Source organism: Halobacillus sp. Nhm2S1 (genome assembly GCF_019599545.1).
GTDB lineage: Bacteria > Bacillota > Bacilli > Bacillales > Halobacillaceae > Halobacillus.
Window position 1 is genome coordinate 123,119 of record NZ_JAIEZV010000004.1, and the last position, 13,613, is coordinate 136,731.

At 41.2% G+C, this 13,613-nt stretch carries 14 protein-coding genes; 5 read left to right on the top strand and 9 right to left on the bottom strand.

All coding sequences use genetic code 11. The features are described from left to right. Positions 1-113: 113 nt before the first annotated feature. Entirely contained in the window at positions 114-992 is an 879-nt protein-coding gene (locus K2225_RS16120) for a mechanosensitive ion channel family protein (protein ID WP_220585679.1), read from the top strand. Here the strand turns inward: K2225_RS16120 and K2225_RS16125 are convergent. From K2225_RS16125 to K2225_RS16135, 3 genes are all read right to left on the bottom strand, one after another. Next, positions 962-1,756, bottom strand: a complete 795-nt coding sequence (locus K2225_RS16125; RefSeq protein ID WP_220585680.1) for a YfkD family protein — start codon at positions 1,754-1,756, stop codon at positions 962-964. The genes K2225_RS16120 and K2225_RS16125 overlap by 31 nt on opposite strands. Before the next feature lie 62 nt (positions 1,757-1,818). Continuing rightward, entirely contained in the window at positions 1,819-2,430 is a 612-nt protein-coding gene (locus K2225_RS16130) for a YczE/YyaS/YitT family protein (protein ID WP_220585681.1), read from the bottom strand. Positions 2,431-2,559: 129 nt separating this feature from the next. After that, positions 2,560-2,952 carry an OsmC family protein gene (locus K2225_RS16135; RefSeq protein ID WP_220585682.1) on the bottom strand — a complete coding sequence of 131 codons (393 nt, stop codon included), beginning with the start codon at positions 2,950-2,952 and terminating at the stop codon, positions 2,560-2,562. Between the two features lie 150 nt (positions 2,953-3,102). On the opposite strand from K2225_RS16135, the gene K2225_RS16140 reads away from it, so the two are divergent. Beyond that, on the top strand, positions 3,103-4,275 hold the full coding sequence (locus tag K2225_RS16140) for an MFS transporter (protein ID WP_220585683.1): 1,173 nt from the start codon (positions 3,103-3,105) through the stop codon (positions 4,273-4,275). Positions 4,276-4,368: 93 nt separating this feature from the next. On the opposite strand, the gene K2225_RS16145 is transcribed toward K2225_RS16140, so the two are convergent. The 4 genes from K2225_RS16145 to K2225_RS16160 all read right to left on the bottom strand — a co-directional run bounded on the left by K2225_RS16145 (position 4,369) and on the right by K2225_RS16160 (position 7,609). Beyond that, on the bottom strand, positions 4,369-5,436 hold the full coding sequence (locus K2225_RS16145) for a metal ABC transporter solute-binding protein, Zn/Mn family (RefSeq protein WP_220585684.1): 1,068 nt from the start codon (positions 5,434-5,436) through the stop codon (positions 4,369-4,371). A 130-nt stretch (positions 5,437-5,566) separates the two neighbouring features. Then, a complete protein-coding gene (locus K2225_RS16150) occupies positions 5,567-5,977 on the bottom strand; it encodes a Fur family transcriptional regulator (RefSeq protein ID WP_146815329.1) in 411 nt (136 codons plus the stop codon). Further along, the gene (locus K2225_RS16155) at positions 5,977-6,831 is read right to left on the bottom strand and encodes a metal ABC transporter permease (protein WP_220585685.1); all 855 of its coding nucleotides are present in this window, start codon (positions 6,829-6,831) and stop codon (positions 5,977-5,979) included. Before K2225_RS16155 ends, K2225_RS16150 begins: the two co-directional genes overlap by 1 nt. Beyond that, positions 6,824-7,609: a metal ABC transporter ATP-binding protein gene (locus K2225_RS16160; protein WP_146815333.1), complete on the bottom strand. Its 786-nt coding sequence runs from the start codon at positions 7,607-7,609 to the stop codon at positions 6,824-6,826. The genes K2225_RS16155 and K2225_RS16160 overlap by 8 nt, the downstream gene beginning before the upstream one ends. A 179-nt stretch (positions 7,610-7,788) precedes the next feature. On the opposite strand from K2225_RS16160, the gene K2225_RS16165 reads away from it, so the two are divergent. Both K2225_RS16165 and K2225_RS16170 read left to right on the top strand, forming a co-directional pair. Continuing rightward, on the top strand, positions 7,789-8,796 hold the full coding sequence (locus K2225_RS16165) for a permease (RefSeq protein WP_220585686.1): 1,008 nt from the start codon (positions 7,789-7,791) through the stop codon (positions 8,794-8,796). Positions 8,797-8,817: 21 nt separating this feature from the next. Beyond that, positions 8,818-9,684: a TIGR03943 family putative permease subunit gene (locus K2225_RS16170; protein WP_220585687.1), complete on the top strand. Its 867-nt coding sequence runs from the start codon at positions 8,818-8,820 to the stop codon at positions 9,682-9,684. Between the two features lie 172 nt (positions 9,685-9,856). Here the strand turns inward: K2225_RS16170 and K2225_RS16175 are convergent, their stop codons facing one another. Both K2225_RS16175 and K2225_RS16180 read right to left on the bottom strand, forming a co-directional pair. After that, the gene (locus K2225_RS16175) at positions 9,857-10,549 is read right to left on the bottom strand and encodes an amino acid ABC transporter permease (RefSeq protein WP_220585688.1); all 693 of its coding nucleotides are present in this window, start codon (positions 10,547-10,549) and stop codon (positions 9,857-9,859) included. Positions 10,550-10,559: 10 nt separating this feature from the next. After that, entirely contained in the window at positions 10,560-11,441 is an 882-nt protein-coding gene (locus K2225_RS16180; RefSeq protein WP_220585689.1) for a transporter substrate-binding domain-containing protein, read from the bottom strand. 232 nt (positions 11,442-11,673) lie between these two features. Between K2225_RS16180 and K2225_RS16185 the strand changes: the two genes are divergently transcribed. Next, entirely contained in the window at positions 11,674-13,584 is a 1,911-nt protein-coding gene (locus K2225_RS16185) for a heavy metal translocating P-type ATPase (protein ID WP_220585690.1), read from the top strand. The last annotated feature ends 29 nt before the right edge of the window (positions 13,585-13,613 follow it).

Sequence of the window (13,613 nt, forward strand, 5' to 3'; positions counted from 1 at the left end):
TCACGTTTTGGCCACGTCCATCATAGTACATGTCAATCGGCCTGTCCACAAAGAAGAAATCCATCCCCCACTAATGCTATAATGCTTGATAGAACCTATAGGAGGACGAATCCATGTCATTAAACGAGTTTAATGCTTACCTGGAAGAAAACCCCATAATAAGACTTTTATTAATTGCAGCTATCCTTTTTGTAGTTGTCCTCATCCTCCGTAAAGTCATTCATACGTTTTTCAAAAAAACGGACTTCATTGAGGAAAGAAAAGAAAACACCCTGGAATCTATGCTCAATTCCATCATCAGTTACACAGCACTCATCGGCTTCATTCTTGTCGTTCTTGATGAATTCACTTCCATCGAAAGATTACTTGCCGGTGCTGGAGTCATCGGGATTATTGTAGGGTTTGGCGCACAAAGCCTGATCAAAGACTTTTTTGCCGGCCTGTTCCTTTTATATGAAAAGCAGCTTCATAAAGGGGACTTCATCTCCGTTAACAACACCTTTCACGGGACAGTTGAAGACATAGGACTCCGGTTTTTGAAGGTGCGTCAATGGAGCGGGAAATTATTAACCATCAGCAATGGTCAGATCAAAACCATTGAAAATTACAACTTTGAATACATGCGCGTCATCGAAAAAGTCACCACAAGTTTTCACCAAGACCCCAAACAAGCGTATCAAGTCTTAGAAAAAGCTTGTGAGCGATTGAATGAGGAATTGCATGAGTACTTGAAGAAAGATTTGACCGATAAGCCTTATGAACCGTTCCAAGTGTATGGCATGTCCTCTTTAAACCATGAACACCGTGGATATGAATATACAGTCGTGGCTGTAGTCAATGACCTAGTCTATTGGACGGCAGCAAAAAAAACGCGCCTCATTCTAGCTGAAGAGTTGTTTGAAAACAATATCTTCATGGCAGAACAGCGCGTTGAATTGAATTCATCTGGTCATGGGGACCATCACTTCACTTCGAATGAAAAGCTCACGTGATCTTGGATCGGGATCCATGCCCCGATCCCTTGCCTCGTGACATTTTTTACGCTCAACGTTTTTTTCGAACCTTTGAGCTGGATGTACACATCACCAAAGGTCACTTCCCCTTTTTCATTGACAGCTGGTGCATAAGCATGCAGAATTCCTACTTTGTTTGTTGGTACACCATACGTATTGTTTTGCTTAGTCCCTTTACCAATGACCGTATTGAAGGAAAGTGGAAGCTTGGTATTTTTTTGTGCTTCTAGCAGAATAAGCTTCATCATCTGGTCGCTATGACTAATTCTTGAAGTCAAACCGCCTTTGATCTGCTTCTCTTCTTTCTGCACATAACTCAGCTTCTCTGTTTGTTTCCCACCGTGGTTGCTGTATTCATTCGTATTGATCTCCTGGTATTCCCAATTGATATTTGTCTCTTTAGATTCGTAAGCCAGCGGCCATCGCCCTAAAAAAATCTCACCTCTGTAACCAATGGCGAACGGCGATGGTTTCAATGATGTTTCATTCAACATCTCAATCAACTGCGGGTTCGTCACTCGAACATCCGTATCTTCCATCAATTCTTTTGTAATCTCTTCCGCTTCCAACAACTCTTGATCATCTGTTGAATTCGGATACGTGTTGTCTTTGGATATGTTCAGTACATGGTTCGGAATCGCACTCTCTTTTTCTGTTTTCTTATTTTCAGCTGATATCGATCCAGCACTAATGAACATGAAAATCCCAATAAATATGATCAGTCCTAACCACTTTCTTTTCACATCATGGGCCACCTTTCTTTTTTTATATTTTGTGAAAAACGGCCCGGACTATACACAAGGAATCATGAAAGCATCTTGTTCATGACGTGGTTCGCCTTCCCATCGAAAAACTGAATAAAAGGTCCAATCAAGACAATGATAATGACGGTACCGATTCCAATCGGCCCTCCAAGTGCGACTGCAAGGACAAGCGCAAAAACTTCCGTCAACGTTTTGGCCGTTCGTAAACTAAAACCGAATCTCTTCTGCAGAGCAACCATGAATCCATCGATGGGGTTCAAAGAAAACTTCGGTTGTAAATATAAAGAAACCCCAAAGGCAATAATCGCAATCCCACCGACCAGCACCGTCAATTGAACCCAGAAAGATGCAATCCTGAACGTATCAAATACGGATAACATCCAGAAATCAATGAATTGTCCAATGACGAAGATTGTAATGACAGCCAGTAAATCCGGTTTTTCTTTTGCAATGATAGCGTTTGTAAAAATCAGCATAGCACCGATCATGATAACCCAACTCCCTACAGTAAAACCAATGGTCTCAGACAGACCGACATTCACAGCATCCCAAGCACCCGCACCTAGATCTGATTTGATGGTTAATGTAATCCCAAGGGAAATAATGATTAATCCTACAAGATAAAAGAAAGCTTTGATAAAAACATTCCTCATTCCATTCCTCTCCTCTTCCTTTACATAATGCTAGACATAATGGTTAAGGCTTGACGGTATTACCAATATGTAAAAAACATGCACAAAAAAAAGAGCGCTTATCCAAATTCAGGATAACGCTCTTTCATTTTACTTGCTAAGTTGAATGCACTCAAGTGTTTCTTCTACTTCTATGCTGTTTTTTACTGACTGAACCATAGAACAATTTTTTTGAGAAATATCAAGGTTCTTCAACAACTTATCCTGATTCAAATGGTATCCTTTAATAACATAATGGAGATGGATTTTTTCAATACGATTGGCTTCATCAGGATTCCTCTCAACCTCAGCCGTCACTTTAATGTCTTCATACTCCGTCCGTTGTTTATCAAGGATTTTCCTAAAGACTCCAATGCTGCAACCTGCAATGGAGGCAACCATAAGTTGATAAGGGCGGAAACCAAACGTTTCATCACCTGAAATGTTCATTTGACCGTACTCGAATGACGTGCGAACACCGTTTTCTTTTAAATAAAAGTCCATGATTCATTCACTCCTTTGACAATATGCTGCGCCTTTAGTCTTATAATAACCGTTTTCAGTAAGGAAATAACCTTCTTATTAGAAAGAAAAACTTGTCCCCTTCTATCGATTTCTTATACGATAAGGAAGTATGAAAAAGGGGGGCAGTTTATGGTATCCAAACAAACACGATTCTGGATTTTAATCGGTCTCGTAACCATATCGGGATTTTCCCAGGGCATGCTCCTTCCATTGATTGCTGTCATCCTTGAGCAGAACGGCATTTCCTCCTCTATCAATGGATTGCATGCTACTGGGCTTTATATAGGGATTTTACTTTCCTCTCCATTCATGGAAAGACCACTGCAACGAATCGGATATAAACCAATGATCATGATTGGAGGAGCTTTGGTTATTGTGTCTCTTGCCTTATTCCCTTTCTGGCAGGCGCTGTGGTTCTGGTTCATTTTAAGAGTCACTATTGGCATCGGTGACCAGATCCTTCACTTCGGAACTCAAACGTGGATTACGGCCACCGCTGAAAAACATAACCGAGGTCGAAGCATCGCTTATTACGGCTTGTTTTTCAGTGTCGGCTTTACGCTTGGCCCGTTGATGACCAACCTGTTGACTTTCGGTGTCTATGTACCATTCCTCATTTCTTCGTTGTTAAGTTTAATGGTTTGGTTATTCATGATTTGGGTGAGAAATGAAACACCTGAAAAAGACCATACCACAGCTTATGGAACCAGTTCAATCAAAAGGTTTTCCAAAGCCATCCGCCTGGCATGGGTTGCTTTTTTACCACCTCTTGCCTATGGATTTCTAGAAGCGACCCTTCATGGAATCTTCCCTGTGTACGGGATGAGGATTGGACATGATGTTAACTTATTATCCTTGATTATTCCGAGTTTTGCTGCAGCAAGTTTGTTCTCTCAAATTCCTCTAGGCGCATTGAGCGACCGGATCGGAAGGAAGAAAGTCATCTTGACCGTCGTAGCAGGGGGAATCGTTGCCTTCCTTGCCGCGGCTCTGTTTGAAGACTCTGTGGTTGCTCTCTTCGCCACTTTCGCACTAGGCGGATTATTCGTCGGTTCCTTGTTCTCTTTAGGTATTTCATTCATGACAGACTTGTTGCCTAAAGACCTTCTTCCTGCTGGGAACATTTTATGTGGCATGGCTTTTAGTATCGGGAGTATTTTAGGGCCTTTCTTGTCCGGAATCTTCTTAGACTTTTGGCCGAACCTATCATTTTTCTACGTCATTGTCAGCCTGTTAATCATTGTCTTTGCAGCTACCCTTTACAAGAAAGATCCAGTTGCTTCCCACCCACGACACGGGTAATGCACCTCTGGAGTTTAAGTGGCCTGAAACTAAAACTCCTCTTAAACAAATATGTATAACAAAAGCTGCGGACGTCTTGTCCGCAGCTTTTGTTTATTCAGATAATGCTGTAGTCAGTACATCAAGGTTTTGCTCCATCAACGTAAAGTAGTCTTCATCGTTATCCACATTATCTTCCGTTAAAACAGAAAGGTTGTGGAAACGAAGCGCTTCCGCTCCAATCTCATTTTGGATGACTTCTGAAACTTTCGGAGTAATATTCTGCTCGAAAACTACATATTCGAGGTTATTTGACTCGGCAACTTGAACAATATTTTCAAGGTCTTTTTGAGAAGGCTCATTTGTCGGGCTCAGTCCTGATACGGCAATCTGCTCGATTCCATAAGCCTCTTCCCAGTAACCATAGGCGGCATGGGAAACAATAACTTTGCTTTTAGCTTTAGATTCTACACGATCATGAAACGTTTGATCTAAATCCATCAATTTTGCTCGTAGTTCTTGATAATTTTCTTCATAAAGCTCTTCCTGATCTGGATTCATTTTAATTAACTGACTTTTGATTCCTTCTGCCATTTGCGCAGCTCTTACAGGATCCAACCAAACGTGAGGGTCCATTTCGCCATGGTCGTGACCTTCATGACTATCTTCTGCATCGGCTTGTTCATCATCTCCATGACTGTCCTCTTCATGTGCATGTTCATCTTCTCCATGACTGTCTTCTTCATGTGCATGCTCATCTTCCGCCTGAACATCTTCTCCATGGTTATGAACATGTTCTTTTAGGTCCATATCCGCTGCTGCTTCCAGGATTTCTACACCCTCTGGCTGAATAGAGTCAGAAATTTTCTTTGCATAGCCTTCTAAACCTGCACCATTGTATATAAATAGATCCGCTTCCGCCAGTTTCACCATTTCCTTCGTCGTTGGCTCATACGTGTGAGCGTCTGAACCTGGTGGTAGAATAGATTGAACGCTTACCGTCTCTCCACCTATTTGTTCAGTAAAAAACTGCAAAGGATAAACCGTAGTATAGACATTTAGTTCCCCGTTCTCGTCCTTTGTTTTCTCCTTATTCTGCTCGGTTGATGTTTCTTCATTCCCACAAGCCGTAACCACTAGAATGGTAAGTATAAAAGATAATAAGATTGCTAGTTTTTTCATTCGTCGACCTCCTCGTATTCCAAAAAGATTATATCGTAACCGTTACACTTTGTAAATAGTAACGATTACTTTTTGACACAATTAAAAAAACCCGCGTTCAAAACACAGGTTTCTTTTAATACCGGATAAATCAGTGACATTGCGGACATTTGCCATAGATTTCGAACTTATGGTTTTCAACATCATATCCATGCAAGTTCTCATTAATACTATCCATCGGGCAGAATTCAATCGACTTTGTTTTTCCACAAGTGGTGCAAATGAAATGATGGTGATGGCCATGTGTATCACAGCCTAAACGAAAATGCTTTTCCCCACCAAGTTCTGTAGCTTCTAATATATCCACGTCTGTCAGCATATAAAGGTTGCGATAAATAGTATCGTAGCTGACACCTGGAAAATCATTTTGAATTTCCTTTAAGATTTCTTTCGCCGCGATATATTGATCTTGTTTGACAAAGATCTCCAAAATACGCTCTCGCTGCTTCGTTCTCTTAAACCCTTTTTCCTTCAGTCTTTGTAAAGCGGTCTCTACGTTCATTATGCTTCACCCTTTATCCATTGTTGAGCTCGAACTCGTTTGTAAAGAATCGACATAATTAAAATTAAAATAGCTGACACGACAATCGTCCCGCCTGGAGGAACACTCAGATGATAGGATGAAATGAGGCCGATCAGGACAGAGGTTTCTCCAAAAGCGATGGATAGACCAATTGTCTGCTTGAAGCTTTTGGCAATACGGATGGCTGAAGCGACTGGTAAAGTCATTAAAGCCGACACAAGTAAAATCCCCACAACCTGCATAGATGACGCAATAACCAGTGCCACCATAACAATAAATAACAAATGAATCCATCTTCCATTTACACCAGAAACTGATGCATGCTCCTCATCAAAGGAGAGAACGAAAAGCTCCTTATAAAACAAAATAACGATAAGGATGACAATCGAGGTAATCACAAGTACTGTCCACATACTATCACGGCTGACGGCTGTTACACTTCCGAATAAATAACTGAATAAATCCGTATTAAATCCATCTGCAAGAGAAATGAGAATCACACCGACTCCAATTCCCCCAGAAAGAATAATAGGAATAGCAAGTTCTTCGTAGTGTTTATACACTTTTCGAAGCCGCTCAATCAAGATCGCGCCGAACACGGAAAAGGCCATTCCCATGTAAATCGGATTCCATTCATTGACGGTGGTCACTCTTTTTTCAATAAGCAAGCTTGCTGCAATCCCAGTTAATGTGATGTGGGATAAGGCATCCGCAATCAAAGACAAGCGTCTTACGACAATGAACACTCCCAATAATGGAGCAACGATGCCGATTAAGATGCCTGTTATCGCGGCGTTTTGTAAAAATTCATATTGTAAAAAGCTTTCAATCATTGTGGTTCACCTCATGATGCGTGTGATTATGAGTCAGCTGCTGGACGGAATGACCATAAAGTTGATTGAGATCCTCTTCACTGAACTCCTTATACTCTTCAGAAGCTCCGTGGAAGTGAACAGTTTTATTCATACAAATCACATGTGTCGCATGCTCGGTGATCGTCCCGATATCGTGGGTGACCATCAAAAGGGTAATCCCCTGCTCCTGATTTAGTTTACCAAGCAAATCATAAAATTCCGTTACGTGCTTGGCATCCACCCCGACTGTCGGTTCATCAAGGATTAACAAAGAGGGATCACTCACTAAAGCTCTTGCAATAAACACACGCTGCTGTTGTCCTCCTGATAATTCTCCGATATTGGAGTAGGCATATTCCTCCATCTCTACAACTCTCAAAGCTTCTAAGGCTTTTTCTTTATGTTTTTTATTAAAAAACTTAAAAGCTCCGATACGGGAGACAAGCCCTGTCTTTACAACTTCAATTACGGTTGCAGGAAAACCAGAATTGAAACTGTTGGCTTTCTGTGAGACGAATCCAATCTCCTGCCAATCCTGATAATTTTTTAAGGTTTGGCCAAATAAGTGAATGGAACCATGATCTGGCTTAACAAGTCCCAGCATTAACTTAATCAATGTGGACTTCCCTGAGCCATTCGGACCGACTAGACCGAGGAACTGCCCCGATTGAATGTCCAAGTTTACGTCTTGGACGACCCATTCTCTATCATATTTAAAAGATACATTTTCTAACTTTACGATTGTTCGATTTTCCATGGTCAATCCCTCTCGAAATAATAATCATTACGAATTAAATTATAGTTCATCTGTTCATTTAAGTAAAAAAGCCTGCTCGAAATCTATTGACAGATCTTCTAAATTCCTGGTTAATAGAATAGGATAATTCATAACCATTACGATTTAAATGCAAATTCCATCATAAAGGAGGATTCTACTTGAATCAAGACCATTCTTCCACGAATTACAGATTAGGATACTTTTTACTCGTTATCTTTTTTGTATTGTTCCTTTTTGGAGACACGATCCCCTTCGATCGTATATGGCCTGTACCTTCTTCATTGCTGGATATGAATACAATTTTTATCAGTATCGTGCTTGAAGCCATTCCGTTTGTTCTACTCGGGGTATTCATATCCTCTGTCATTCAAACGTTCTTGAAGGAAGAAACATTGAAACGTTTCATTCCAAGAAACCCGGCTCTTGCTCTATTCCCTGCCGTTACTATTGGTGCGATCTTTCCTGTGTGTGAATGTGCCATCGTACCGATTGTACGCCGACTAATCCAGAAAGGAATGCCTCTCCATGTAGGGATTGTTATTCTTGTTTCCGCTCCTGTTTTAAATCCCATCGTTTTCCTTTCTACTTTTTACGCCTTTCAAACAGAACTGACCATTGCTTGGGCAAGGATGGGACTGGCCTTTATTGTTTCCATACTTATCGGTGCTGTGATTTACGCTTACTTCGGTAACAGCTGGCAATTAAATAAAAAGAATGCTTCTGTACATAATCATCATCATAACCATCACCATCTGGAGCGGAATCGTTTAGCAGAAACATTCCAACATGCCAGTGACGAATTCTTCGATATGGGGAAGTTTCTCATTCTAGGTGCCCTTTTTGCCAGCATCGTTCAAACCTTCCTGGCAAGGGATTTTCTCATTGAACTTGGTAACGGTATGCTTGCGGGACCGTTAGTCATGATGTCCCTCGCCTATGTACTGTCTCTCTGTTCAGAAGCCGATGCTTTTGTCGCTTCCTCTTTCAAAGGTCTTTTCTCTACAAGTTCATTACTTGCCTTCCTTGTTTATGGACCAATGACAGATTTGAAAAACACCATTCTCATGTTTGCCTATTTTAAAAAGAGATTTGTTTTCGCTTTTATCGGAATTGTCAGCATCATTGTCTACACAATAACCATCCTTTTTGATGTCTTTTTCTTATAACGGGAATAGGAGGAATATTTGATGAAGCCTGGTACGCATCAATTCTTAAGAGCTGTCATTCTTTTTGGATTTGCACTCTTTCTATTGAAACTGTTGATCAGCGGTGATATACAAAAGTTTATCGCTCCTCGTATGATGCCCTATGTGTACTTCACACTTATAGTCGTAGGGATCCTTGGAGCCATCCAATATTTTAAAACTGGAAATGAAGAAGAGCATGAAAATTGCGGATGTGCCCATGGTCACCATTATCCCAAGTCAAAAATAAAATCTTTTTGGATTTACGCATTGTTCATTGCACCTGTTTTGACTGGAATGATGTTTTCCGATCATGTCATGGGCAGCTCTGCTGCAGCGAATAAAGGTTTTAAATACGAGATGCGCAACACAAACCCTGAAATTGATACGGAACTGTCGACGGACGTAGAGGATATTGCCCCAATTGAATTAAATCCGGGCGTCCTAACTCCTAAAAAGCGATATCCAGACCTTTACGAATCTATGACTGAAGCCGATGTTATTCATTTAAACGAAGACAATTACATTGGAACCATTTCCTTGATGGAAGACCACATGGAAGAATATCTCGGAAAAGAGATTGTCATGAATGGATTTGTTTTCCGCGAAGACAGCTACCCTGAAAATCAGATCGTTGTGGGACGCTTTGGAATTAGTTGCTGCGTAGCTGATGGTGGAATCTATGGAATCATGGTTCAGGGGGTGGATTTAAACACATATAAAAATGATACTTGGGTTGAAGTTAGAGGGGTTCTCAACATGGTGGATTATAACGGATGGCAACTTCCCTTGATCGAACCGAAGGAAATCACTGAAATTGAAACACCACAGGAACCTTACGTTTATGAAACATTCGAATTCTCAGGTTAAGTACACGCCTCACTCTCTAGAGATGGGAACTTTTCATTTCATTCCAGAAGCGCTTCATTAAGGAAACTGTACTTGGTACCTATTCAAATTACGGAGGTGCAGGTTCAAAGAAGTAAAAATATATAATGATAGAAAAAAGCCAGAGCTGAATGAAAAGCTCTGGCTTTTTCGTTTAAAGATATCGGTTGTGACGCTTCTCCAAATAATCTTGAAGAGCCGAAAAAATCATAGTAAGCGGCCAATACACAAGGGCTGCTGTAATGTACATCGTCATCGAATCGACCGTTCGACCTGCTGCGATTTGTGCTTTATTCAAAATCTCAGGCACAGAGATCATGGCAGCAAGTGATGTGGCTTTCAGCAAATCAAGAAAGACATTACCAAGCGGCGGGATAGCAATTCTCGTTGCCTGAGGCATAATGATTCTCCTGATCGCCTGCCAATACGTAAAACCCAGGGCGCGGGATGATTCCCATTGACCGTTCGGAACACTGTTCAGAGAAGCTCGATTGATTTCTGCAATATACGCTGCACTGTTTGTTCCGAAGCCAATGATTGCCGCTACGGTTGCCGGCATTTTTATTCCTACAACAGGAAGTCCGAAATACAAAACGAATAAATACACGAGAATTGGGGTACCTCGCATAAAAGAAATATAAAATCGGGCTGGCCATCTGAGCCAGATATAATCCGATCCTCTCGCAAGTGCTAAAAAGAAACCCAGAACGAGCCCGACCAGCATACCGCTCAAAGCAACAAGCAAGGTCAGGGGCACACCTTCAAGAATAAAAGGAAGGTTTGCCCAGGCACGCTCCGCGTTAAAAAGTTTTTCGATTTGAATTTCGTTTATTTCGATACCTAACATAAGGATCTCCTTACAGTTCTAGACCTTCGATTTCACGGATATCTGCTTCTGGTTTTTTAGAAGCATCCTTGCCACCGAAGAACTCTTCAGAAAGCTTCGTAAGGGTTCCATCGTCTCTCATCTCTTGTAACACAGCATCGATTTCCTCTTTCATTTGAGAGGCATCATTAGGCATAACAATGGCAGAGTTCGTCGGATGGAACTTCAAGTCCGGGTGTAATTGAACTTCAATATTAGGCAGTGCTTTTAAGGCAAGAGACTGCAAGTAGTAATCATTGATGATAAAGTCTGTATTCCCGTTCTCGACATCTCGCAAGTACACATCATTGGTTACATTTCCGTATGTTTTCGTTTCTGCACCGAAGTGTTCAGCAATTTGTGAAAACACGGTAGTTGCTCCACCACCATGTGTTTTTCCTTCGAGGTCTTCTAATTTCTCGATTCCAGATAAGTCAGACTCACGGACAATCATAGTGGAATAAGAATATTTATATGGTTCACTAAACGTAAACTGTTCTTGACGAGCTTTCGTCACTTCCATGTCGTTGATCACTGCGTCGATACGGCCACTGTTGATGGCAGAAAGTAGTCCATCGACTCCGTATTCTTCAAATTTCAATTCAAGACCGAGGCGATCCGCTACCTCTCTCATGATTTCCACATCATATCCAGTCATCTCATCAGAGTCTTCTGGATAATAAGAAGCTGGGAAAAGTGTACCGGAAGTACCGACAACAATCTCCCCTTTTTCTTGGATTTCACTCCATTTGCTATCGGAAGCTTCTTCGCTTCCATTGCTATCTGAACTGCTTTCTCCTTCATTACTTGAACCACAAGCAGCAAGAAATCCGGCAAGCATAAGCATAAGTATGAATAAAAGACCTTTGCGCATTCGTTTTTCCACCTTCCATATGTTTTTTGCACCTGTCTAATATAGCAACTTGACACCTGTAATATCAACTGCCTGGATCCTTTTTTACACATTCCATTTTTTCCACTTGTATTCTCACCCTTTCGTGATATCATAATAACATGTATTAAATTAAAATAATTTTAAATAAAATCTCTATTTCACCTTATTAATTGACTTTCATTCTCAATTAACAAAAGGAGTTGAAAATTGTATGAATCAATCACGAACCTTATCTCCCTTGAAGTGGTGGAAATTACCATCACCTTCCACCCTTAAGGAACATGTTGAATTAATGGCAGCCGTGATCAGCGGACTACTTATCTTAGTTGCATGGTATGGAGAACACCATTGGGCACCATCTGTATATATCAGTTTATATGTAACAGCTTTCCTTATTGGTGGTTTCGCTAAAGCAAAAGAAGGATTAGAAGAGACAATAAAAGAAAAATCGCTGAATGTTGAGTTGCTCATGATTCTAGCCGCTATCGGCTCTGCTTCCATTGGATACTGGACTGAAGGAGCCATTCTCATCTTCATCTTTGCTCTAAGTGGAGCTCTGGAAACATATACGATGAACAAAAGCCATAAAGAAATTTCTTCCTTAATGAGTTTGCAGCCGGAAGAAGCCTTCCTAATTACAAATTCCGGGTATGAATGGGTACCTGTAAAAACGCTACAAATCGGCGATCAAATATTAATCAAACCCGGGGAACGTGTCCCTGCAGATGGAAGGATTGTGAAAGGCAATTCCACGTTAAATGAAAGTGCCATTACCGGTGAATCTCTCCCTGTTACCAAAAGTGAAACTGGAGAAGTTTTCGCAGGAACGATGAACGTTGACGGCAGCCTTGTCGTCTCTGTCACCAAACCGTCGAATGAAACACTTTTCCAAAAAATCATTACCATGGTTCAAAATGCTCAAAGTGAGAAATCCCCTTCCCAATTGTTTATTGAAAGGTTTGAAAGTACGTATGTAAAAATCGTATTAGCCGTGGTGGGTCTTATGTTATTCCTCCCACATTTTCTGTTCGGATGGTCATGGATGGAAACCATTTACCGGGCCATGATTCTACTTGTCGTCGCTTCTCCATGTGCCCTTGTCGCTTCCATTATGCCTGCAACATTATCGGCTATATCAAAAGGTGCACGCCATGGGATTTTGTTCAAGGGGGGCGTACACCTTGAACACCTCTCTCATCTAAAAGCAATCGCATTTGATAAAACGGGGACGCTCACGAAAGGAGAGCCAGAGGTCACTGACTTTCTTCCAATAGAAATGAACATGGAAGCTTCCATTCTTTCTGTCGTTTCTTCCATTGAAAATGAATCCAACCACCCCCTAGCCCAAGCAATCGTAAACTATGCCAAAAAAAATGACTGCTCTTTTTCTTCGGTCGAAAATGTCAAAGATCACAGTGGGATGGGTGTGAGTGGACAATACAATAACGAGGAGTGGAAAGTAGGAAAAGCCGATTTTGTCGGGAAAGAAGCAGCAACTACCTATAAAGATAACCTTGCAGAAACCCTGGCTTCGGAAGGGAAAACCGTGATTTTTGTAGCAAAGAGTGAGCAGATCGTCGCCCTCTTCGCCCTGAAAGATACGGTTCGAAAAGAAGCAAAGGAAGCTATTTCAACACTAAGAAGCCATGGTGTTTACACCATTATGTTGACAGGTGACAATGACCGCACGGCAAAAGCCATTGCTGAAGAAGTAGGAATGGATAACTATATCGCTGAATGTACGCCTGACCAAAAACTTCAGGAAATCAAAATATTAAAAGACCATTTTTCTCATGTGGGTATGGTTGGGGATGGGATCAATGATGCACCGGCGCTCGCAGAAGCTGATGTTGGCGTTGCTATGGGGGAAGGTACAGATGTTGCCTTAGAAACAGCAGATATTGTATTGATGAAAAACGATCTTCCCAAGATTGGAGAGGCTACCCAAGTTTCTCGCAAAATGAACAAAATCATCAAACAGAACATTATTTTCTCTATAACCGTGATCATGCTTTTAATTGTGAGCAACTTCTTGCAAGTCCTCGATCTTCCTTTAGGTGTCATAGGACATGAAGGGAGTACGATTCTCGTGATATTGAATGGACTACGATTACTAAAATAAATAAGAAAGGCGGAACCTTACACGGTCCC

What these genes read in the sequence shown, in the direction of transcription:
- K2225_RS16120 (WP_220585679.1), top strand. Translation starts at nt 114, where the DNA reads ATGTCATTAAACGAGTTTAATGCTTACCTGGAAGAAAACCCCATAATA.
- K2225_RS16130 (WP_220585681.1), bottom strand. Translation starts at nt 2,430, where the DNA reads ATGAGGAATGTTTTTATCAAAGCTTTCTTTTATCTTGTAGGATTAATC.
- K2225_RS16135 (WP_220585682.1), bottom strand. Translation starts at nt 2,952, where the DNA reads ATGGACTTTTATTTAAAAGAAAACGGTGTTCGCACGTCATTCGAGTAC.
- K2225_RS16140 (WP_220585683.1), top strand. Translation starts at nt 3,103, where the DNA reads ATGGTATCCAAACAAACACGATTCTGGATTTTAATCGGTCTCGTAACC.
- K2225_RS16145 (WP_220585684.1), bottom strand. Translation starts at nt 5,436, where the DNA reads ATGAAAAAACTAGCAATCTTATTATCTTTTATACTTACCATTCTAGTG.
- K2225_RS16150 (WP_146815329.1), bottom strand. Translation starts at nt 5,977, where the DNA reads ATGAACGTAGAGACCGCTTTACAAAGACTGAAGGAAAAAGGGTTTAAG.
- K2225_RS16155 (WP_220585685.1), bottom strand. Translation starts at nt 6,831, where the DNA reads ATGATTGAAAGCTTTTTACAATATGAATTTTTACAAAACGCCGCGATA.
- K2225_RS16160 (WP_146815333.1), bottom strand. Translation starts at nt 7,609, where the DNA reads ATGGAAAATCGAACAATCGTAAAGTTAGAAAATGTATCTTTTAAATAT.
- K2225_RS16170 (WP_220585687.1), top strand. Translation starts at nt 8,818, where the DNA reads ATGAAGCCTGGTACGCATCAATTCTTAAGAGCTGTCATTCTTTTTGGA.
- K2225_RS16175 (WP_220585688.1), bottom strand. Translation starts at nt 10,549, where the DNA reads ATGTTAGGTATCGAAATAAACGAAATTCAAATCGAAAAACTTTTTAAC.
- K2225_RS16180 (WP_220585689.1), bottom strand. Translation starts at nt 11,441, where the DNA reads ATGCGCAAAGGTCTTTTATTCATACTTATGCTTATGCTTGCCGGATTT.
- K2225_RS16185 (WP_220585690.1), top strand. Translation starts at nt 11,674, where the DNA reads ATGAATCAATCACGAACCTTATCTCCCTTGAAGTGGTGGAAATTACCA.